Origin of the sequence: Nocardia sp. XZ_19_369 (assembly GCF_015355715.1) — a bacterium.
Lineage (GTDB): Bacteria > Actinomycetota > Actinomycetes > Mycobacteriales > Mycobacteriaceae > Nocardia.
This window is the reverse complement of record NZ_JACVED010000004.1, coordinates 747,337-768,500: the sequence shown is the minus strand read 5'-3', so window position 1 is coordinate 768,500 and position 21,164 is coordinate 747,337. Positions and strand designations below refer to the sequence as shown.

The window sequence follows — 21,164 nt, the reverse complement described above, 5'->3', positions numbered from 1 at the left end:
GGCTCGCTGCCGATTACGGCGGCAGCCTCAAAGGTCGCGTGTTCTGCGAGGCCGGCTCCTCAGTCACCGCGTTGTGGTCGATGCTTGTCGCGCTCGACGAATGTTCCGGCGGCCGGATGGTCGAGCAGCTGCGCGAGTTCGCAGCACGTGGTGGTGTCGACCTGACCCGATTGCTCGCGACCCCGCCACCGACGTCGGCGTTCTTGCAGTTACTCGATGCATTGTCTCGGTGGGGTGGCGAGTGCGTGATCGCCCCGTCGCCGGATCATTTCGACGGCAATGGTGTTCCGAGAAAGGTTCTGCTGGAACTGATCGCGCGGGCCGATCCCGTGGTGTCAGTGGAGTATTTGACCCCACTCCCGATACCGCGTGCGATGCGATTGGATCGCAGTGAGGACCATCTCATCACCGGCAACAAGGATTGGGATGAGGACCGGCCGGTGGAACTCGGGTGCGAGCAATTCCATGCCTATGGGCTGGCGTCGGAGATCGTCGGGTTGAGTAATCACCGGCATCTCTCACGCGCGGGTCTTGGCGATCTGGTCGACCACGTGCACGCTCTGCTCGCCGAAACAGTCTGTCAGGCAATCCGTTTCACAGCCCGGGAGAACTTGCCCCCTGCTGCGAACCAGTTGACCGTCCGCTGGCTGCGCTACCCCAATCGCCTGCTGGTGACGGTCGAGGAGACGCGCGAGCATCATGACGAGCCGATCAGCATCGCACTGGAAAGACTGTGCGGTCTCCGTCGCGGTGCCAGCGTGGGCCGTGACCAGCGCGAAGGCGGCGGCACCGTTACGTGGTTCGACCTCCCGCTTCCGCTGTATTGTCCACCCGGCAGGAACCCCTGGGCACAGGCTACAGGACTAGCCAACGGGGGCCGGTCATGACGCGGCGCGCGTATGCGATTGTGCGCCTGGATCATTCAGGTTCGGCGACCGATGCTCATATCGCCGCGCTCCAAGCCTTGAGCGCTGAGCGAAATGTCGAACTCGTCGGTGGCGGCGTTCTTCTGACGCAATCGGATTCGGGGTTCTGCCTGCTGCTGGCCGGGCTCGACTTCGACGCCGCCGATCTCGTGCTGGTGCCTTCGATCACCCATGTATCTGGCTGGCTCGACGTCCTGCGGCACAGAACTGAGGTGTGGACAGCATTTCCCCGACTGCGTTGGCCACCACGATGCGTGCGGTCTCCGTCCTGCGAATCCATTCCCGAGCCGATATAAGCCGGGTGGTCGCGGTGGCGCAGTGTCATCTGACGGTCTGTTTCTATGGCGGGCCGGTCCTGCACTTCTGCGGCGAGGAATGCGCCGCTGCTGCGTTCGCTCACGCGGCCTACACCCAGCATTTGGCCGTGGTACGGATCGACCACAACCTCACACCGGAATTGAAACCCTTTCCCTGCCAACGGTTATGGATGCTCTAGCACCCCTCAAGAAGGCGTGGTGAATCATGATTTTTGTCGAAACAGCCGACCTAACAACGAAGCCTGCGTCGTTCCTGCCGGGTGCCACGCTGGCCACCACCGTGACACTGCCGTTGGACAGACGCCCAGTCGTGCAGGCGGTCGAGGAAGCTGCCTGGTTCTGCGAGCACTGGAACGTTCAGTACTACGCGGCGTTGGTCGAGCAGACCACCAAAGTGATCGTCGCCGATGTCGTGCACCGTAGCTGGTTCGAGGATCAGCCCTGGCTACGCGCTCGCGCGGTCACCGTCCGGATCCGCTGGGTCGACCCCGCCACCCTGGTGATCGAGGCATGGGATCTGCCCGCCGCCAGACCAGGCCATCCTCCTGCCGATGGACGCTATCGGCTTTACCGGATGGCGCGACTACGAGTCGGCAACCCGCTGATCCAGATCGCCCGCCGCTACCCGACAGGTGGCGATCATGTCTGAGGTACCTGATTTGGGCCTGCTCGCCAGCGCGGCCCAGCGCGACGGTATCGAGCAACTCGTGCTCGGCGTTGTGGTCCGCCACGACGACAAGGTGTTGCTGCTGCGCCGCCCCGCCGTCGGTGATGCGGTAGAGGGCGAATGGGAAATACCCACCGGCGCAGTCGATCCCGGCGACAACCTGCATTTGGCTCTGACCCATCTCGTCCGGGACTCGACCTGTTTGTATCCGGGGTCGGTCCCGCAGGTGCTGGCCCAGCTCGACTACCCCGCCCATGAGCGTCTGCTGGTCTTCGCCGTCGATGTGGAGGTATCGGAGCCGATCGAGTTGATCGACCACGACGCTTACACCTGGACCAGTCTCGTCGCCGAGACCCCGCTGGTCACCGAAACAACCAGCACCGTGCTGGCCATCTACGGCCGCCTCCACGGCATCCACGCCAGACAACGACGCGGCTATCACCCACCCCGCCACGACCCTGACACCTGCGGGCCGTGACCAACCCGGCCGATCGAGCCAATCCCCCGATCAGAAAGGAAATCGTATGTCCGACACCGCTTCTCTACCGGCTCAGCCCAACGTCGAGACACGATCCTCCAACCGGCCCGACGAGTGCGCCGGCAAGAGCCTGGTGATCCTGGATACCGATATCGGGTACGACCCCGACGATTTCGTCGCCCTGGCACTAGCGGCACGCACGGTGCCCGATTTCGCCGTCGTCACCGCTGATGAGACACGCGGTCGCCGCGCACGGCTGGCACGGCGGGCCCTCGATTGCCTGGACCGCCGCGCCGTTCCCGTCATCACCGGCATCGATCTCGGCGGCGACCGATTCGTGATGGATGACCATCCACGCCAGCGACCGAACCGACACAACGGGCTCGTGAATTCTGTCGATGCACTCCTGGACACGGTCACCGCATTGTGCGAGACCACCACCGGGCCGATCTTCTGGGTCGGTATGGGACCAATGACCAACCTCGCGCTGATCTTGTCCAACCGCCCCGATCTCGCCGACCGTCTCGTCGTCACACAAATGGGCGGCTGGATCGACCACTACCGCGACAAAACCCGCGCCTCACACAATCTGCGCATCGACACCGCCTCGGCCGGACTGGCACTGCGCACGATCCAGTATCCGCGGCTCGTGCTCTCGGACTTCACCAACTCCCCCCACATCGACATCACCGCAGACTCCATGCTGCTGCGCCACCTGCGCAGCGCCACCGCGACCGAGTGGCAGCAACTACTCGCCGCCAACTTCGAAGGATGGTTCACCCGCCGCAGCGGCAGCTGGATGCACGACCCCCTCACCCTCAGCGCCGCCCTGGGTATGCGCTTCGTCGCCTTCTGCACCGAACGGATTCGGATCGAACGCGACGCCCGCCTCCACCGCGACCCCCACGGCCGCCCGATCGACGTAGCCTGCGCCGTCGACTACCCCGAATTCCTCGAATGGATGCACGAAACCCTCCTCCGATGAACCACCACCATCACGACCAAACGAGGTCCGCCATGGACAAGATCCCCGGCAAAGACGTGCTGCTGGCGGCATGTCGCGGAATGCCAATGCTCGACCCGAACCACCCCATGCTCGACGCCGCCGCCGCACTGGCACGGGTGCACCAAGACCGCCGCGAGGCCACCGCGGGCTACGACGGCCAGAAGCTGACCTTCCGGCGCCTCGAGCTGATCCACGCCATCGACGCATGGATCGCGCAGGCGGCACCCCCACCGCTGCCCGCCGCGACCCTCCACACCGAAACCGTCGGCCAAGTCGTCGACCGGCTCGCCCAGCTGACCGACCAGACCTTCGTGGCGCTGGCCCATGACCCCGACAGCCTCTACCACGACTCCTGGGTGCGCCTGTGGGACCTCGCCTGCGCCTACCAAGACCTCATCGACGAACTACACAACAGAACCCGCCGCCTGCCCAGCACCTTCCTCGACCTCTGGTAACCCATCCTCCTGTGGCCCATGCCAGCGCCACCTGCCTCCAAACCGACCCCGCTACAACACAATTCACAGAAGGAACAGCCATCATGCCAACCGTGATGCTCGACCACCCGGGCTGGGTCCACGCCCCCGATGGGCGCGCTCATCGCCTTGTCACCGACGACAGCTGCAAGCTGACGATCGTGACCGCTGAACGGCTCGCTCAGGGAATGTTCATCAACGCCTCTCCTGTCGGCCCGGCCGGAACATCCACCGATGTGGACTACTTCGATCCCGCGACACTGCACGGCCCACTCACCCTGACCGCGTCACTTCGCGCCGTGGGGCCGGTGTCCCGGCTGGCCAACCCTTGGCTCTGGGATGCCCTCGGCACCGCCGTCCTCGGAAAACTCGCGACACCCCCACAGCGGCTCTACACCCGGCTCTGCCGTGCCAACGGGCGACGGGCGACGGGCCCAGACCGAGGTCGGCCAGGTATCGCTGTTCCCCCACCCAGAAGTCCTGGCCGGGTTGGGAGACGAGGACCTCATCGACCCGCAACTCCGCGCGAAACTGCCGACCCTGCAACTGGCGGCCACCGCTTACCTCGGCCACGGCCACGGATGGAACCAACTGCTCAGCGCCGGTGCGCACCCGACCGACCTCATCGAGGCGATCACCTCGATCCTGCCCCAGCTCGACCTCACAACGATCCGGCGCGCGGTCGCCGACTACAGCAACGACTTCGCCATCTATCCGGTCGACTCCCTGCTGCGGACCAGTGTGTGCCGACTCTCAGCACGCCACAGCTGGCCCGTCGACGACAGCGAATTCCTCACCGAATGGCAGGCCGTGACCGGTGAGCAGCAATCGGAATGGACCGTGCTGACCCTGACCGTGGGCTCCGGTCGCTACCTGATGGCCGCACCGCTGGACGAGACCAACCACCCCGACCGATGAACCCCTGCGACCGTCCGCAGCGAGCCGCGCCCTCGGACGGCGGCAGGGCTTGTCGAACGCTCATGTCACCCCGCTCACCGGGATACCACCCCGTGAACAGGAAGAAGGCAAGTGATGGGAATTGATCGAGCGATGCCCCCCGGCATTGCCCCCGGAACGCTGCCGACGGCGGGGCAGTACTTGCGGGTCTTCACAGGAACCGAGAAGGCCACCACCACGATGCTGCGTACCGCAACCGAGCTGCTCGCCATCTGGCGGCAGCACTACGACACAAGCGAAGCCGATACCAGCATCGATCCGGAACTGCTGGCCCAAACGGTCTGGAAACTCGACAAACAAGCCAAAATCACGGTCGCCAAAGAGGTACCCGCAGCCCCTGGTACACCGTTTCATCCGCACACCTACGGACAGCTCGTCGCGCAACTGGCTCAACACCAGCTACTCGTCCAACGGCACCAACACTGCACACCGGAAATCATCTCGGGCCACGTCCACAACCTCAACCAGGCAATTCAGACCCTGGACACCGTCGTCGCCGAGGCCGCCGCCGGCCGACTCCGACTCCGCCTTCTCCCAGTGCACTGAACTGCCTACCTCGCGGGCCTGGTGTCGCCGCCTCGAGGGTTCAGTTGCTTCGCATGTCGTCGCCGGGAGTTTCGGATGGGCCAATGGTCGTGTGGGGTTTGTCGCGGTTGTTGCCTGCGGCGACGATGCGGGCGACGGTTGAGTGATGCAGGCCGAATACTTCCCCGACTTCACGGGTCGAGTTGATCTGGGCATACATAGCGCGGATCCGTGCGTCCCGGTCGGTGTCGTTGGCGCTGTCGGCCATTGTTGCGGTGCTGTCGGTCCACGTGGTTACGGTGTCGCGTCCCTGCGTCGCGGACGCGGGGGTGGTCGTGGTCGTGGCGGGTGATTCCGACAGCAGCGCGAACCCGGAGATGACCATGAGTCCGTCCAGTACGACGGGTCCGACGGCCGCGCCGAGTTGCCCGTAGTCCCAGGCCATCAGTACGTCGTAGACGTGGCGGTAGGAAATGATCGCCGAGCCGATCGCGACGCTCCCCGCGCCGAGGTATCGGCCCAGGATCCAGGCCATGCCACGCCGCCATCGGGTGCGCGACAAGACTTCGACGCTAAGCAGCAGCCCGATCGGCCAGACCGCAGACCCTATCTGGGGCGCGACACCGGGGTGCCATCGGTCGGGCATTGTCGCAGCCGGTAGCCAGGTGTGCAGCCAGTTCGCCGCGACCGACAACACCGCACCGAACGCGAATCCGGCCCATGCGACACCGCGCCCGCCACCGGCCCGGCGCGAACGGTTATGCACGGCAACGCAATCACCACGCACGCGACACTGTCGCGTCGCCCACTCCGGCATAGCCGGGGAGCGACGCCAGCGCCGACGCGGTCGCCTCGATGTGCGTGAAATCATGCGGCACAACGCGGTGGCGGGGGCAGCGCGCTGCTGGTTTCGGTGAATCGTCGACGAAAGACCAACACATCTTCGTGCGCGATGAGGTGGGTCGGTAGGCCGGTGCGGCGTTGCTTCACGACGAAGTCGCGTTGGAAGAAGCTGCTGCGGGCGATGAGTTCTCCGTCGGCCAGGCGCCCTAGCAGGGCGACGCAGCGTTCGGTCGGTTCGAGGCCGGCCGCGGTGCCGCAGGCGATGATGTAGGAGGGCAGGTCGACCAGCTCGGCGTGCTGTCGCCAGGGGCGGGCGGTGATCACGACGTGTCCGCCGGGGCGCACGAAGACGGCGCTGGCGGACAGGATTCGGGTGAACCCGGACAGCAGTCTGTTGAGGCCGACGTTGGCGAGCTGGCCCCGGTCCAGGGTTGACCCGTATCGGTGGTTGGCCTTCTGCACGCCCTGACCCGGTGTGGTCTTGACGTGGCCGTGGGTGGAGTCGCCGTACGGGGGTGAGGTGATCAGTAGATCGACGGTGCCCCGGCAGTGGTCGGGGAGGATGTGGTCGAGGCGGCGGGCGTCGCCGGTGTAAACGGCTGCGTCGCAGGTGATCCCGGTGGCGCGGGCCTGTTCGAGGTTGGTGTGGGCGACCGCTGCCCAACGGGTTTCGTATTCGACGCCGAGTGCGCGGCGGCCGAGGTGGACGGCTTCGACGAGGGTGGTGCCGGTCCCGCACATCGGGTCCAGCACGAGATCGCCGGGGCGGGTGTAGTGGGCGATGGCGTGGGCGGCGACGGCGGGCAGCATTTTCGCGGGGTGGGCGGTGCCGTCGGGGTGGTAGCGGCCCCGTCGTTGCGTGGCAGGGGCGTGTTGCGCGGTCGCCCATACCGACACCGGTAGCGCGGGGTTCGGGCCGGACGCGGAGGCGGGGAGTTCGTTCATGACAGACCTTCCGGGGAAGACGAGACGGTGGCGGGTGGTCTGTTCAGGCGGCGTGGTCGACGGCGGCGGCCAGGTTCTGGTCATCGGGGCGTATGAAGACGGTGAGGTCGATGTGGACGACGTGGTGGCGGTGGTTGTTCTGGCCGCTGCGATGTGCGGGGGTGGGGATGGTGTCGTCGCGGATGGGGGTGGCGACGATGTGGGACAGATAGAGCAGGTCGGCTGTTTGCGCGGCGGCCACGACGGGGCCGGTGGCGTCGTCGAGGGTGTCGGTGGGGGTGAGCCCGGTGCGGGTCAGTACCGCCAAGACTGCGCCGCCGCGTAGCTGGTCAGCGGCGGTGAACGCGAGGCGGGTGTAGGTGTCGGCGCTGTGCGGGTGCGTCGGATCGGGCAGCAGGCTGGCGATGATGAGGTCGGCCTCGCCGCGGGCGGCCGGCGAGTCGCTGAGAGTGCCGGTGCGAATCTCGCGGCCGGTGTCGGCGAGCTGGGTGTGGGCGCGGCGGGCGGCGAGCTGGTGGGATTTGGTGGCGGCCAGCAGCCGCACCGGGGCGGCGGGACGGCTGAACTCGGTGATGGCCCGGCGCAACACCACCTCGGGCCAGAGGTCATTCGGGTCCAGCACGTCCGCACCGCAAGCCCAGATCGTGGACGGAACGGCGGCAGCGGGAGCGGCGGGGTGGGATTCGGTCATGGGTGACAGCCCTTCGGGATAACGGAAGTCGCGTACACCCGGGACTGCACTTACCTTCAGCGAAAATCGCCGATCAATTCTCTCCGCAGCCACTTTCCCGGAAACCGATGACAAATCCGGGAGGGGAGACGTCCGTGATCATCGGAATTTATTTTCGACACCTCTGTTCCGCGAACTCGCAGCCGATCTGCACGTGATCGGTGGTGCCACCAGAACGCCACGAGAAATACACAACACCAGGTAGAGGCGATTTCTGCACGGGCGTCCGCTCTGGTGTTCGGTACGGGAAAATCTTGTCCCGCTTGTGGGTTGGTGGACTTTTGGTGGACTTCTCGGAGTCGGTTGGTGGATTTTTTGTGGATTTTTGGTGGCGTCGTCTTGCTGTCCTTGCTTGGTCGGATTTTCCGATGTCGATCCAGGTGAGGAGTTGATTGTCTTGAATTCACACGATCGCGATTACCCGAGCAGAGATCCGCGGTTGCCGCTGACGGCGGTGATCGCGCACTTCGAGCGCATTGCCGACGAGCCGGTTCCGTTGAGTGCGGCGTGCGCAGCGGCGTTGCCGGAGTCGCCGGTGACGGGGCGTCGGCTGGGTGAGCTGCTGGCCGATACCTCGGTGCCGTTCGAGGTGATGGATGTCGATGTGGTGTGGCGGTGGCTGCTCGAGCGTGCCCGCCGCGACGGCGAGGACGCGGTGCTGTTGTGCGTGGGGCTGGCGGTGCCGATGCTCGCCGCGACGGCCGCACGGCTGGCGCACCGAGTCGGCGGTGACCGCGCCGACGCCGAGGCAGCCGTGCTGGCTGCGTTCATGCACGCGGTCGGGCACCTCAATCTGCGGAAAACCCGGGTGTGGTGTGCGCTGCGATGGGCCGCGTTCCGGGGCGGGCGCAGGTGAGAGAAGCAGGAAGCCCTCAGCGCTATCCCGGTCCCTCCGGAGGATCTGGGGTTGCGCGTGCAGCTTCCGGGCGGGGAGGTGGAGGCACTGCTGGCGCTGGCCGTGGCCGAGGGAGTGATCGATGCCGAGGGCGCGGAGCTGATCGCCGATACCCGGTTGACCCGACGCACACTGATCGCACTCGCTGCCGAGCGGGATGAGTCCTACAAGCGGCTGCACAAGCGCCGCAAACTCGCCGAAGTCCGGCTGCAGCGCTGGCTGCGTGCCCGGATAGCGGACATCGATCCCGACCGCACCAGCATCGTCGAAGCCGCCGCGCTCGACACCGTCACCCGCACCCAACCCTATCGACCGCCGATTTCACCGGTGGCGGCGATTTCGGGGCCTTCCCGCGCCAGTACAGGGTGCGCGGAGCCGTCTGCGGTCTCCGCGCATCCGACTCCTGCGGAGGTGAAGCGATGCGCATAACCCACTCCCCCACCACCCCACCCGCGCGGCCACACCCCAAGCGCCGCGGCCGTGGTCGGCGCATCGTTGCCCGCAGCACCTTCACACTCGTCGTGAGCGCCGGGGTACTCGCCGCGGCCGGTGCGGCCGGCGCCGAGCCCACCTCGGTGCTCGCGGTGGCCGAGACCTTCGACCAGGTACTGAACAACCTGCGCAACTGGATAGTCGGGATCCTCGCGCTCATCGCCACCGTCTGCCTGACCGTCGGCGGCACCCGCTACCTGATCTGCTCCGGCGACCCCGGCGAAGTCGAACGCGCCAAAATCGCACTCAAAGCCGCATGCATCGGCTACGCGCTGGCGATGCTGGCCCCGGTCGTGGTCGCAGTACTCAAGTCGATCGTGGGCGGCTGATGATGACCGCGCACCGCCGCAACGGACGGCAGGTTCGCCGAGTGCTACTCCTGCTCGCCGCCGTGGCCGCGATCCTCGTCATCGGCGGAGGCCACGGCGCAGCCGAGCCTACGGTCCCACCGTCCCCGCCCCCACCTGTGCCCACCGCTCCAGCCCCGACCATCCCACCCATTGGCCCGGCCCCGACCACCGTGCCCGCGCCGAACGGCAGTCCGGCCCCGGCTACCCCGGTAGTCCCCGGTTTCCCGGCGCCGTCCGGCGTACCTGGCCCCCAGCCCGCGAACCCCGGCGAGTCGACAGGCACGACCAGTGACTGCGGGGTGACCCATATCTCTGATTGCGTGGCCGAGGCAATCGACGGATTCTTCCGCCGCCTGGTCGATTCGGCGCTGAACCCGCTGATGAACATGCTCTCGGAAAACCTGCTGACCACCCCGGACCCGAGCACATGGCCGCAGATCGGTCAGCTGTGGTCCTCGTCCTGGCAGCTGATGCTGGCCATGTACGGGCTCGTGGTCATCGCCGTCGGCGTGCTGCTGATGTTTCAGGAGACCCTGCAGACCCAGTGGGGGTGGCGCGAGCTGGTGCCCCGGTTGGTGGTCGGGTTCCTCGCGGGCGCGCTGAGCATGGTGATCGCCACCGAAGCGATCCGCTTCGCCAACGCCCTTGCCCAAGCGCTGGCCGGCGATGGCGTGTCCACCGACTCGGCGGTGTCGGCGTTCAAGTCGATGATGCAGGTCGGCGGGGGCACCGCGACCAACCTGTTCGTCACCCTCATGCTCAATGCGCTGGTTGTGGTGCTGGCGACCCTGTCGGTCACCTACGTGATCCGGGTCGTCGTCACCGTCGTGCTCATCGTGTCCGCGCCGCTGGTCATGATGTGTTACGCCCTCCCGGCCACCGACGGCATTGCCCGCTGGTGGTGGCGCGCCTTCTCCGCGTGTCTGGCGATCCAGGTCGTGCAGTCGCTGGTGCTGATCACCGGACTGAAAGTCTTTCTCTCGCCGGGTGGTTGGTCGTTCTTCGGCCCCGACAGGACCGGCCTGGTGAATGTGATCGTCGCCCTCGCCATGGGCTTGATCCTGATGAAGATCCCGTTCTGGCTGCTCTCAGCGCTGAAGATCAGCCCCGGACGCGGCATGGTGTCCTCGCTGGTACGCGGGGTGATCGCGTACAAGACCTTCGGACTGCTCGCCGGTCGCGGCAAGGCCGCAGCCTCCGGTAGGAGACCCGCCCCTCACGGCGGTGGGGAAGCTGCCGATCCCTACGCGAAGGTCCGTGCGACCCGCGACGGGCAGTTGATGCTGCCGCTGACTGGTGTGCGGCGCGTGCCCCGCCCGCCCGCACCCACTGCGCGCATCGCTCACGCGGTGATGGTTCCGGTCGCCGCAGCCCAAGGCGAGCAGTTGATGTTGCCGCTGCCGCAGTTCCATGGCGGTGTCGACCTCGGCCCCAAGCCCGCGCTCGGACGCGACGGCCAATACCGGCTGCCGATCACCGTGCAGCGCACCCCCAAACCCACGCCACCACCGGTCGCCGAGATCCCGAAACCTGTTGTTGGGCCCCGGGGTTCGCGGCCCAAGCAGTTGGCGTTCGACTTCACCGAACCAGATCCCTACGCCAGCATCCGACCGCTACGCAACGGCCAGTACCCGCTGCCGATCGAGGTCCGCCGTACCCCTCCGCCTCACAGTGCATCCCCACCCGCGCCACCGCCGCGCACCGCCCCACCGACACCGCCGCGACTGGCACCCCCGGCCGCGACCCGGCCGTCGCGCTCGGCTGGGCGGCAGCTGCATCTGCCGCTGCCTGATCTACCTGTCCGCCGCCGTAGCCGCCGCAACCCTGGGAAGGGATCGAAATGACTGTCACCGCCCGTATTCCCGCCGACGTCGAGCGTCGCGACCGGAGAAACCGGGCTCGGCGGTGACGATTTCCCCGTTGTGGGCTTTGATGGTGATCTCGCGGCGGCCATCCATCGCCGGGTACACCACCGCCAGCACACTCGGCGGTATCAGCGTTGCATCGTCGATGAACAACACCGCCCCTTCGCGCATCGCGCGCACCAACGGCCCGACCACGAACTCGAAACGCCCCTCCGGGGTTTGGGTGAACTCACCTACGAAATCGGCGACCGTGGTATCCGAATCGCCTTGCACGGTCACCAGATCCGAGTAGGCGGCCTCGATCAACGAGGTCTTGCCGGTGCCGGGCGGCCCGTACAGCAGCACCGGCACCCCGTTCGCGCGCATACGGGCCAATACGTCCACATCGGCCAGCCCTGCCAGCGTGCGCGTGTGGTAGACCTGTCCGTTCGGCCGCACCACCGATTCCACGGCTGCCGGGGCGGCTGTCGGCGCTGGCGCGGTGGCCGGAGGCGGGGTGGGGCGATGCGGGGGCGCACCGCCCCCACCGGCCCCAGTCGAGGGCGGCGGTGGGGTGGCGGTTGTCGGGGCGGCAGCGGCGGCGCTGGCGGTGCGAGCGTTGGCTCGGTAGCGGCGGGGCGCGTCCTGGGTGCGGTCGGCGTGCCCGTCGCGGACCAGGACCTCGAGGGCGTTGCCGATAGCGCCACACGATCGGCCGATCATTTTCGCAATGTGGCGGGGGCTGTGTTCGGTGCCGGAATTCTCGGCCAGTTTTTGCGCCACCAAGCGGCGCAATTGGCCGTTGCCTAACCGCGTGCCCGACGCGGGGGCGGCCGGGGCGGTGGTGGGTGCCGGGGATGTCATCGCGAGCTCCTTCACGGGGTGAATCGAACGGGCGGGCGGCGGGTGCGGCGTGGCGTGGCGTGGCGTTACAGCCCCGGCGCGGAGCGGTTCATATGCGGCAGTCGGCGAAGTCGAACGGGCCATCGTTCTGCCATGCGACCGAATTGGTCGCGGAGTCCCATGTGGCACGGGCGATCATGTCATCGACAACGCCCCACGTGTCGGCGCGGAATTCCGCACGGGTCACCCATGCGACATCGGCTTGGAAGTCCCATCCCGACCCGTGCCGGGCGACATCGGCCCGCAATTGTTCTTCCACCCATTCCCGCGCGCTGTCCAGCGTTTCGAACGATTCGAACTCGTCCGCGTCCCGCGCGCTGGCGGGCGCAACGGAACTCATCAGCGCAACAATCAGTCGATCATCATTTGCATGGGTGTCGATGCTCATCCGACTCGCCTCCATTCGATGTTGAATACTAGGCGCGGCATCAGCGCATTATTCACATAGGAATAGCGTTGCCGCAAATCTGATGTCACCGGGAATTTCCGGATTTCTTTTATATATCGAGCCTAGCTCGACTCGCCACGGCACACAACTTGTTTCACGCAAATCTTTTTATTTACTTTCGCAGGTCAGGGCTATTTTGGCGAACTACTCCCATATTTACGATGGACAATTTCAGAGGAGCTGATCGAAAAATGCTACGAAGCTTGTATACAAGAAATACCGAGAGATGATCACCGGAATGTATACCCAGACACCGGACGCACACCTCCAACACGGCCGCCCGAACCGGCACCCACCACCGGCCCCATGTTGATGTTGTCCTACCGGGGGTAGGACCCTGGGCGGCCAAGCACGGGAAAAAGCGGCCGTGACCCAGCTGCCGTCGTGGTCGGAGCGTTGCGGCTCAACCGCAACAGGCGTTGATATACCGAACGCAACACCGATTGATACACCCAATGATCTCCCTCCCACCGCTCCCGCCGCAGCTCGCTAGCCGGAACAATTTTCGACTCCCCGACTTGAGGTTCGCGGATAGTGCGCTGGCGTTAACTCCGCATTACAATCGGCGCGGTTCCAGTCGCGAGCATTCCTAGGCATAATCTATACCGATATCATTAATTATATATTCACTGGCACGCCCTGCGGCGCCCATCAGTGAACCCAACACTGCTGCTCAACAATCGATCCTTAATAAAGATTCCATAGGCGTCGCTTCAACATATTTCGATGCCGGTCATAAAGCCCTCGTAGTGATGCCATAAAGTGCGTGCTGTGCGATCCAGATCTATCTACGGGTGTCACATTGATCTTTCAGATGGCGAGCGAGCGCATATGTTTCCCGGCTCGGTTTTTCGCCGATGCCGGCGAGGTGCCGGGTAAGCAATGCCAGGGTGTCGTCTATGGCGTGGTGCTCTCCCAGGCGGGCGTGCAGGCGCAGGAGGTCGCGATAGACGAGCTCGTTGTACGGATCGATAACCAGGCCGTTTTCGAGCCATAGCGCGGCACCACCGGGATCGGTACCGAGCAGGGTCTGCGTGAGTGCGGCGAGGGCGGCAATCGCGTCACGGCGCGTGGCCTCTCGCAGCGGCGCGAGCCAGCCGGCGTCGAGATCCGCGGCGAGCACGCCGGAGGAGGCGAACTCTACGATGCGCTCGCACACCTCACGGCGCTCGACCGCGCTCGTGACACGGCGCCGAGCCACCGCAGCAAGAAATTCCGTGTAGTCGGCCCCATCACGTCCTGGTCCAAACGGAGGCGGCCGGACTCGACGTCCAGGACCCGGGTCACGGTGCCGCCGGTGGCCTCGGCGATGGCGGTGCGCAGCCGGGCCAGGGTGGTGCACACGGCGTTGCTGGGCCGCTGCGGAGCCCGCTCACCCCATAGAGCCTCGACCAGTTGCGGGCGAGTCAGCCCGCGCGGGTGGGCCGCCAACAACGCCAGCACTTCCCGGCTACGCCGCTGCAACCGTCCGGTGATCTCCACCTCGGGGACCACACCCCCCATCTCAAGGCGGGATGGCCGCCACATCACCCGCAGCGGCCCGAACAGCCGCAGCGTGAGCGCTGGTGGCGACTCGGCGCACGCGGCATGCGGCGACGCACATGGTGCGGAGTGTACGAATAGCCGCCGTTCCGTGGATGCGGTGACAGGCGCGGCATGCGCACCGGTCGCGGCAGAGCGGGCCGCGCCGAGTCGGGCGCAGGTCGGCCCCGCTTGCGGTAGGGCTACGTCCTGCGAGCCGGATGACGGCTCGGCATCTGCCGTCGCGCTGGAGGCGATCGGTGCGGACTCATCCCGTACCGCCGTATTCTGTTCACCGCCGTCGGCCGTGTCACCTTCGCGGTAACTCGGCGGCGCGGATCCCACACGATCCGTAGTCCGCGACAGCACGTTCGCCGCATGCAGCGGGTACACCGTCGGCGCGGGCGCGCCACCAGATCGGCGGGTGTGGTTACGACGCCATCCGCCGCCTCCCGTACCCCGTTGCGTACGGTCTGCGGTCGAGCACGGCGCTGATGTCGCCGGATCGAGCTGAGTGCGGATCGCCCGGCCGACCTCGCGTGCCGCCGCGGTGAGGCCGTCCTTGCGCGGCCATCGCGAGGAGTTCTGCACCAGCCTCCCCGCTGGGGCGGGGCTCCATGGCAGCCATCCCAACACCGGTATCTGCAGTCGTTTCAGGTAGTTGTCCTCGCTACCGCGAGTACGTCCCACAAGCACGATGCCTCGGCGCCGGCTATCCGCGGTGAGCTCGCGGACCAGCTGGCCCGCGAGCACGGGGTCGGTCAGGTCGACTCGCACTACCACGACCACCGCGTCGGCACCGGAGACGATGGGCTTGTTGGCCGACATCGGTCGTGTCGCACCGCAATCGGCGAACACCACGGCCAGTTGCCCGGCGACCTCCATAGTCTCGGGCACCGATCCCTGTGTTGCCTCAAGGCCCGGTGGATGCAGCCCCGGGTCGGACCCGGCCAGTGGTGGCGTCCCCACGAAACAGGGCGCGAGCATGTTTGCGGATTCGGCGGCGAGGCCGTGCATGACCGCAGGGCCCGCGCCCGTTGCGAGGTCGGCGTCGACTACCAGCACCGGTTCCGGGCCCGGCCACGTCGCGGCTAGGACGGTTGTCGTCGTGGTTACTCCCGTGCCGGGGCCGAGCCCGGCGACTGCTATCAACATCTCTCACCCCTCTTCTCGCACTGACCGATTCGTCGTCGGGGTCCCGCCCCCGGCCCGGGTATCGAGTGCGCCTGAATGTCCTGCAGTTCTCATTCGTCGGTGATGGCGGTGATGACCGGGTGCTCACCGTTGGTGCTGGTGGTGATCCGTTGCCGCCAAAGGGTTTCCGGCTCACCCGGCCGACGCTCACGCACCTGCACGTCGTACAAGCCCGGCAGCAGACGTTGGATGCGTAGACAGAACGTCGCCGCTGACTGCGAGTCGATCCCGGCCTGGATACCGTCGGCGTCCGAGATCGCTGCTCCTGCAGCGACCCACCGTCGAGCCGCTTGCCCGTTACGAGCGGAGTAGTAGGCGGTCTCGAACGCCACGATGGCGCTCGCGCCAGAATTCGGTGGCAACAGCGATGGCCCGGTCGACGCGATCGACACTGTGCCCGCACCGGCTGGGCAGTCTCGCGCGGTGCCAGCCACGATCGGCAAACCCTCGTCGAACGCCACCGTCGTAGGTCCCGAAGTGGCTGGTGCAGGTGGTCTCGGCCCGACGGTCATAGCCCAGGCCACCACTGCGGCGGCCACCGCTGCCCCTCCGAGCAAACCCCAGCGTGCTCGCGCCCGATGAGGCCGAGCAGCGCTCGACCGCGGAGACGCCTCCGGCCGCGCCTGAGCATCTGGCAGGGAAGCCGTCGCCGCGACGAGCCACTGAGCCCGCCCGGCCGTTTCGTTGGCCGACTGGGGCGCATCCAACTCGACCCAGTTCTCCTCATCCTGAGGTGGGATCCGATTCGCGGTCATGGCAGTGACACCGGAAGCTAGGTGGTCACAGCCAGAGCCACATCGGCGACCGATAGCTCGACCTGCTCGACCCATTCGAGCAGCGGACCTGGCAAGCCCGGGGCCTCGGTCAGGTCGGGCACAATCGCAGCAACCGGCTCTAGCTCCTCAGGAACCGGCGAAGCCTGGCCCTCGTCGGCACCCAACGCCGAGCCGATCGCGGAATCGTCCGACCCCGCCGTGGCCAGTATGGATGCCGCCGTCGTGGCTGCGAACGCATTCCACGCACGTTCGCTAGTCGCGAGCTCAGCCGGGATCCATTGCGGGCGAGGAAAACTCAGCACGGCTATACGCACAGTATCCGGCGACGCCGTCGCGTCCCCGTCGTCGGTAAACCCAAAGTCGCTAGCGCGGATCGGCTCGGCGGCCGGCGCGCTCGCCGTGGCCGAGTTCGCCGACGACGACCCGGTCGACGCGGCGAGGCTGGAACTGCCGTGGAAGCCGGTCTGTGAAGGGGCTGGGCGCGCAGCGCCAATGGATTTAGCCGACGGTGGGGCAGTCACTCCGGCTTGGCCTGTGCCGGGCCGGGGTGGAGTGATACCCGGCTGTCCCGTGGGCGCGGCGTGCACGTCCGGCAGCGTGAACACCAACGCGGCCAACGGAGCCATCGCGGCGGCAGTCCACCGATGTCGTCCCCGACCCAGGAACGGCAAGCGCGGGGGGCGGCGCAACGGCAGCGGTTGCGCCGCGTCCAAGGGAACGATTCCGTCCATCGCAGTGCCCCGCAACGACGACCACATCCCCCCGGGTACCAGCGTGGGCGCATAAACCGCCCGCACGTCCACCCCGTGAGCGTGCAAAAAGTCGTACACGACATCGACTCGTGCGATCACCGCGTCCGAGACCCGGCACGGTGCGACGGCGATGAGCACAACTCCGGTCGACTCCGCGGGGACGAACACCGCGGGGTCGATATCCAGCCGGGCCACGAACTGACACGCCACGACCTGCCGTGCCCGTGAACACACAACCCAGATACCCACAGGATGGGTGCGCTCACCACGAGCCTGAACAGCAGTCACCAAAGCCGTCTCGACCATTCGATCACGGCCACCTACTACGAGATCACTCATCACGCACTCCTTATTCGTCTACAACACAGAAGCGGGATTAATTGCGACGCAACTCTTTTCATGGAAGGTCAGCGTTGACGCAGGAGCCGAATTGTCTCCAGTCCCATCGCCCTTGCCGCCGGGTCGGGCCGCTTTCGAAAAGCTGGATCTCGGGAAGGCTGATGTGCACCGGTAGTCCACACGGCCGGCCTCGTCCGCTGTTTCGCGTCAGGAGTGACGGTGGGGATCGCCCTACCTCCCAGGCGGCACACACTTCACTTTCGAGGCCAGCGCACCAGCGTGCCCACCGCAAGTAAGGGCGGCGCACAGCACAGTCCGCGCCGAAGCTCGCGGCGCGAGGCGACGGAAAGCTGAAATTTCGATGAAGCGCATCAGGTGACATGTCATTCCTCGTGGCAGTCGGTTCCGATCACGCGGCACGGGCAAACATCCCGTGCGGGATCTGTGGAATTAGCGACGCCACTGGGGAAATACCACCCAGCGCACTACCAGTTAACCACGGTCAATTTGTGACGTCAATCACTTATAGCGGTAGGCTCTTGATCTTGTAGCGCATCTCGACGTTGGAGATTGATTCCGAAAGTGAAAGCTTGGAAGCATGGCTACCAGCACAGCTTTGCCTCTAAACCGGTTACCGCACCCCCCTCGACGCCTGCCGATCCTCGGCGATGTGGCCAGTGTGGACCGGCATCGCACCACGCAAAACGAGCTCCTGCTGGCCCAGCGAGGACTCGGGCCGATCTTCGAGCGGAAGGTGCTGCGCAACCGAGTGATCATCGTGTCCGGTGCCCGGCTGGCGGCCGAGTGCTGCGATGAAACGTCGTGGGCCCGTTGCCTTGCCGGGCCCGTCAAAATGCTTCGCGACATTGTTCCCGAAGGCCTTTTCACCGCTCGGACGTCGAATCCGTTGTGGGGGCAAGCCCACCGCATTCTCACCCCCGGGTTCAGTCAGACGGCCATGCGCATTTACCACGAGGCGATGACCAGCGTCGCCGACGATCTCGTCGCACAGTGGTCGGGCGCCGCGGGCGGCCGGGTCGAAGTGCACGAGGCGATGACGGCCGCGACATTGGAGGTGATCGGCCGCGCCGGGTTCTCCCGCCGCCTCGGGTTACTCGGTGCAGGAGATGTCGATGGCGGCGATTCCCGCCGATTCGCCGAGGCATTCGCGGAGATTCTGAGCTGGTTCAGCGGGCAGGCCAACGATCTGCCGGTTATCGGCACCGTGCGGACTCTGGCGCGCGCACGCCGCATCCGGGCTCAGATCGGCGCCATTCGCGGCTACGTCGACACCGTGGTCTCTGATCGCAAACAGCAAGACACCGGTGGGGAAATGATCTGCTCGGCTTGATGCTGGCCACCTCCGACCCCGAAACCGGTGCATTCCTGCCCGAATCCAACGTCCGCGACCAGGTCCTCACCTTCCTGATCGCCGGTCACGAAACAACCGCTGCACTGCTGGAGACCACGTTGCACTACCTCGCGGCTGATCCGGATCTGCAAAATGAGCTGCGAGCCGAGGCCGAAACGCACGGCGGGTTCGGGTACGACGCGGTTATCCGGATGCGGCGTACCCGTGCGGTGTTGAACGAGGTGCTGCGATTGTGGCCGCCCGTGTCGGGGTTCTTCCGCGTCGCCCGCGACGACCAGGTCCTCGGCGGTTACAAGATCCCCGCCGGGCGATCGGTGTTCGTACTCGCCCTAGCGGCGCAGCGTGACCCAGAGGTGTGGGGCTCGCAGGCGCAGGATTTCGATCCGGAGCGATTCGAGGCCACCCGATCGCGTGAGTTTCCGGACCGGTTCTTCCATCCGTTCGGCACTGGGCCGCGGTCATGTATCGGCCGCGCCTTCGCGCTGCACGAGGCGACGCTGCTGCTGGCTCGGATACTCGACGCCTACACGTTGGGCGGAGTCGCGCCGCTTCGGATGTACGAACGAGGCACGTTGCGGCCCGAGCCCTACACGCTTACAGCCCGATCCCGACATCAAAGCTGACCGAACCCGAGAGAAGGGGAGAGAATTTGCGGTGAGTTGGTTTGTGGTGGAATGCCTTGGACCCCTATCGGAACCGATGACGATCGTCTGCAAGGACGGGGCAGCACGGGCCTGGACGTCGTTGCGGATGCTGCATCGCCACGAATTCATCGACGTCGAAGACCTGCTGGAATCTGCACGGTGTACTGGAAACCCGAGTCGGCGGGTCATTCGTGCGCGGGACGCAAGCATGCGGCTGATCGACATAGAGCCGGTAATAGGCCCGGACGGCGACGCCCACGGCATGCACCTGTGGATCGGTCCCGAAACCGAAGAACCACCCCCGCACTGCCCCGCGTCGGGCATGTCGTGGAATCTCGACGACCTCCAAGTCCGGGTGACCGAGCAGTGGTGGCGGAACTGGCGGGGGCCAGACGGGGTAGCCGCCAATCCCTCTCTGACGCTGTCGCCGGGCGAGTTCTTCCGGAATGTGGTCAGATTCGATCGCATCGAGGAACTGATGGTTCAGGCGACCGACCCGGATGCCGGGACTACGCACCGCTCCTCCGCAGTCGTACTTCACGATCTGGGCTACCTGATGACCTGGTACAACGTCGCTCGCGGCCGAAAAGACGAGCAGCACATCGGAATGCGCGGCCTCGCGATCGATGTGACCGACACCGACCCTCCAGTGATCAGCCCCGTCGAAGTACGCGACCTCAGCGCAGGCGCAGGATCGTTCAGCGCACGCGTCGAGGGCTGGTGGACCGAGCCACCCCCCAACGACGAGACCACCGCTGCCGCGCTGCTCGCCTACTCCCCACGCCTGCCAATGCCGGTCATCGCCGAATGGATCAGCCGCGTCCCCAGCTGGATCGACTGGGAGCGTAACGGCGACCCCGTGACCTTCCACCCCAACGACTGCGACGCCCTGCGCCGCACCTTCGAAAGCCGCAACGGCAACGGCGAGACAATCACTCCGGCACGGATTCGAGCGTTCACCCACACCGGATGGCAACCCGTCACCGTCACCTCACGCCGCTATCCCGGCGAAGTCGGCGACCGTCTCCACATCGTCCGCATCATCAAAACTGGCGATTGACTGCCTGGCACGGCCGCGCGAAAACTGTTTCACACCAAACCTTCCAAGAAGGGCGCGACGGTCAGGGTTGTCCGGGCAGGCGAGTCCGCTAAGTCCGTACGAGCGTCTTTGTTAGGAGCGTGCTCTGGCGGCTTTCTTGGTTCCCTTCTTAGTCCGCTTCTTGGTGGGTTCGACGAAGGCTGGAGCAGCCGGCTTGTTCCGTGCTGATGATGGCGTGCGCGGAGCCGCCTGCGCTGCCTGATACGCGGATACCACCTGCACTGGGATCCGGCCGCGGCTCGACACAATGTGGCCGTTCTCGTTCGCCCATGCACGGATGGCTGCCACCTCGCCTGCACCCGATTTAGTCCGTGTCCGAGACCTACCAGCACGCGAGCTTGCCCGGCCCACCTTTCGCGCCTTGTCCACCCACGGATCTACCGCAGCCCTGAGCTTGTTGGCGTTCGCATAGGAAAGGTCGATTTCATACAGACGACCGTCGAAACCGAACAACACCGTTTCATCGGCCTCAGAACCGTCCACGTCATCAACCAACGCCTCGATGATCTGCCTTGCCATTCGGAATTCCCTTCAAAGGAACGCGGAACAAGTAGACAACGACGTTAGCACTGACTTCCTAGATGACTCCGCCTTGACTGCGGCCAGCCCCGACTCCGCCAGAGCCGGGCGCCTGCGCTCTACTCGATTCAACCAATACGCATACATGC

Annotated in this window: 25 protein-coding genes; 15 read left to right on the top strand and 10 right to left on the bottom strand. The window is 65.9% G+C overall.

What is annotated here, in order from left to right:
• The 8 genes from IBX18_RS18900 to IBX18_RS18865 form a co-directional block, all read left to right on the top strand.
• Window positions 1-887, top strand: an 887-nt coding sequence (locus IBX18_RS18900) for a hypothetical protein (RefSeq protein WP_194834888.1), incomplete at its 5' end; no start/stop codon positions are given.
• Entirely contained in the window at window positions 884-1,222 is a 339-nt protein-coding gene (locus IBX18_RS18895; protein ID WP_194834887.1) for a hypothetical protein, read from the top strand. The genes IBX18_RS18900 and IBX18_RS18895, both read left to right, overlap by 4 nt.
• A 226-nt stretch (window positions 1,223-1,448) precedes the next feature.
• Entirely contained in the window at window positions 1,449-1,892 is a 444-nt protein-coding gene (locus IBX18_RS18890) for a hypothetical protein (RefSeq protein WP_194834886.1), read from the top strand.
• Window positions 1,885-2,388: an NUDIX domain-containing protein gene (locus tag IBX18_RS18885; RefSeq protein WP_194834885.1), complete on the top strand. Its 504-nt coding sequence runs from the start codon at window positions 1,885-1,887 to the stop codon at window positions 2,386-2,388. Before IBX18_RS18890 ends, IBX18_RS18885 begins: the two co-directional genes overlap by 8 nt.
• 46 nt (window positions 2,389-2,434) lie before the next feature.
• Window positions 2,435-3,373 (top strand): nucleoside hydrolase, encoded by a 939-nt coding sequence (locus IBX18_RS18880; protein ID WP_194834884.1) that lies wholly within the window; start codon window positions 2,435-2,437, stop codon window positions 3,371-3,373.
• A gap of 32 nt (window positions 3,374-3,405) precedes the next feature.
• Window positions 3,406-3,849 carry a DUF4254 domain-containing protein gene (locus IBX18_RS18875; protein WP_194834883.1) on the top strand — a complete coding sequence of 148 codons (444 nt, stop codon included), beginning with the start codon at window positions 3,406-3,408 and terminating at the stop codon, window positions 3,847-3,849.
• 426 nt (window positions 3,850-4,275) lie between these two features.
• Window positions 4,276-4,785 (top strand): hypothetical protein, encoded by a 510-nt coding sequence (locus IBX18_RS18870; protein ID WP_194834882.1) that lies wholly within the window; start codon window positions 4,276-4,278, stop codon window positions 4,783-4,785.
• A 114-nt stretch (window positions 4,786-4,899) separates the two neighbouring features.
• Window positions 4,900-5,370, top strand: coding sequence for a hypothetical protein (locus IBX18_RS18865; protein WP_194834881.1), 471 nt, complete (start codon window positions 4,900-4,902; stop codon window positions 5,368-5,370).
• Window positions 5,371-5,410: 40 nt separating this feature from the next.
• Here IBX18_RS18865 and IBX18_RS18860 read toward each other — a convergent pair whose 3' ends face one another.
• The 3 genes from IBX18_RS18860 to IBX18_RS18850 all read right to left on the bottom strand — a co-directional run bounded on the left by IBX18_RS18860 (window position 5,411) and on the right by IBX18_RS18850 (window position 7,828).
• The gene (locus IBX18_RS18860; RefSeq protein WP_228541294.1) at window positions 5,411-6,115 is read right to left on the bottom strand and encodes a hypothetical protein; all 705 of its coding nucleotides are present in this window, start codon (window positions 6,113-6,115) and stop codon (window positions 5,411-5,413) included.
• Between the two features lie 101 nt (window positions 6,116-6,216).
• Window positions 6,217-7,137, bottom strand: coding sequence for a TRM11 family methyltransferase (locus IBX18_RS18855; protein WP_228541293.1), 921 nt, complete (start codon window positions 7,135-7,137; stop codon window positions 6,217-6,219).
• Window positions 7,138-7,180: 43 nt separating this feature from the next.
• On the bottom strand, window positions 7,181-7,828 hold the full coding sequence (locus IBX18_RS18850; protein ID WP_194834878.1) for a hypothetical protein: 648 nt from the start codon (window positions 7,826-7,828) through the stop codon (window positions 7,181-7,183).
• 436 nt (window positions 7,829-8,264) lie between these two features.
• Here IBX18_RS18850 and IBX18_RS18845 point away from each other — a divergent pair, with 436 nt between their 5' ends.
• From IBX18_RS18845 to IBX18_RS18830, 4 genes are all read left to right on the top strand, one after another.
• Window positions 8,265-8,723: a hypothetical protein gene (locus IBX18_RS18845; RefSeq protein ID WP_194834877.1), complete on the top strand. Its 459-nt coding sequence runs from the start codon at window positions 8,265-8,267 to the stop codon at window positions 8,721-8,723.
• 51 nt (window positions 8,724-8,774) lie between these two features.
• On the top strand, window positions 8,775-9,191 hold the full coding sequence (locus IBX18_RS18840) for a hypothetical protein (RefSeq protein ID WP_194834876.1): 417 nt from the start codon (window positions 8,775-8,777) through the stop codon (window positions 9,189-9,191).
• Window positions 9,182-9,583, top strand: coding sequence for a pilin (locus tag IBX18_RS18835; protein ID WP_228541292.1), 402 nt, complete (start codon window positions 9,182-9,184; stop codon window positions 9,581-9,583). The genes IBX18_RS18840 and IBX18_RS18835 overlap by 10 nt, the downstream gene beginning before the upstream one ends.
• A gap of 341 nt (window positions 9,584-9,924) precedes the next feature.
• The gene (locus IBX18_RS18830) at window positions 9,925-11,448 is read left to right on the top strand and encodes a hypothetical protein (RefSeq protein ID WP_194834875.1); all 1,524 of its coding nucleotides are present in this window, start codon (window positions 9,925-9,927) and stop codon (window positions 11,446-11,448) included.
• Window positions 11,449-11,451: 3 nt separating this feature from the next.
• On the opposite strand, the gene IBX18_RS18825 is transcribed toward IBX18_RS18830, so the two are convergent.
• The 6 genes from IBX18_RS18825 to IBX18_RS18800 all read right to left on the bottom strand — a co-directional run bounded on the left by IBX18_RS18825 (window position 11,452) and on the right by IBX18_RS18800 (window position 17,381).
• On the bottom strand, window positions 11,452-12,312 hold the full coding sequence (locus tag IBX18_RS18825; RefSeq protein ID WP_194834874.1) for an AAA family ATPase: 861 nt from the start codon (window positions 12,310-12,312) through the stop codon (window positions 11,452-11,454).
• 88 nt (window positions 12,313-12,400) lie between these two features.
• A complete protein-coding gene (locus IBX18_RS18820) occupies window positions 12,401-12,739 on the bottom strand; it encodes a hypothetical protein (RefSeq protein WP_194834873.1) in 339 nt (112 codons plus the stop codon).
• Window positions 12,740-13,583: 844 nt separating this feature from the next.
• The gene (locus IBX18_RS18815; RefSeq protein WP_228541291.1) at window positions 13,584-13,922 is read right to left on the bottom strand and encodes a bacterial transcriptional activator domain-containing protein; all 339 of its coding nucleotides are present in this window, start codon (window positions 13,920-13,922) and stop codon (window positions 13,584-13,586) included.
• A 17-nt stretch (window positions 13,923-13,939) separates the two neighbouring features.
• Window positions 13,940-15,475: a helix-turn-helix domain-containing protein gene (locus tag IBX18_RS18810; RefSeq protein ID WP_194834871.1), complete on the bottom strand. Its 1,536-nt coding sequence runs from the start codon at window positions 15,473-15,475 to the stop codon at window positions 13,940-13,942.
• Window positions 15,476-15,564: 89 nt separating this feature from the next.
• Entirely contained in the window at window positions 15,565-15,906 is a 342-nt protein-coding gene (locus IBX18_RS18805) for a hypothetical protein (protein WP_194834870.1), read from the bottom strand.
• A gap of 380 nt (window positions 15,907-16,286) precedes the next feature.
• Window positions 16,287-17,381, bottom strand: a complete 1,095-nt coding sequence (locus IBX18_RS18800) for a hypothetical protein (protein WP_194834869.1) — start codon at window positions 17,379-17,381, stop codon at window positions 16,287-16,289.
• A gap of 670 nt (window positions 17,382-18,051) precedes the next feature.
• On the opposite strand from IBX18_RS18800, the gene IBX18_RS42820 reads away from it, so the two are divergent.
• Genes IBX18_RS42820 through IBX18_RS18790 form a run of 3 tightly spaced genes read left to right on the top strand, consistent with a single transcriptional unit; the run spans window position 18,052 to window position 20,457 of the window.
• Complete coding sequence (locus tag IBX18_RS42820) at window positions 18,052-18,732, top strand: cytochrome P450 (RefSeq protein WP_306796319.1); 681 nt, start codon at window positions 18,052-18,054, stop codon at window positions 18,730-18,732.
• A complete protein-coding gene (locus IBX18_RS42815; RefSeq protein ID WP_255528071.1) occupies window positions 18,732-19,376 on the top strand; it encodes a cytochrome P450 in 645 nt (214 codons plus the stop codon). Before IBX18_RS42820 ends, IBX18_RS42815 begins: the two co-directional genes overlap by 1 nt.
• Window positions 19,377-19,407: 31 nt before the next feature.
• Window positions 19,408-20,457, top strand: coding sequence for a GAF domain-containing protein (locus IBX18_RS18790; RefSeq protein WP_306796318.1), 1,050 nt, complete (start codon window positions 19,408-19,410; stop codon window positions 20,455-20,457).
• A gap of 111 nt (window positions 20,458-20,568) precedes the next feature.
• Here IBX18_RS18790 and IBX18_RS18785 read toward each other — a convergent pair whose 3' ends face one another.
• Complete coding sequence (locus IBX18_RS18785; RefSeq protein WP_194834867.1) at window positions 20,569-21,015, bottom strand: Lsr2 family protein; 447 nt, start codon at window positions 21,013-21,015, stop codon at window positions 20,569-20,571.
• Window positions 21,016-21,164: the final 149 nt, after the last annotated feature.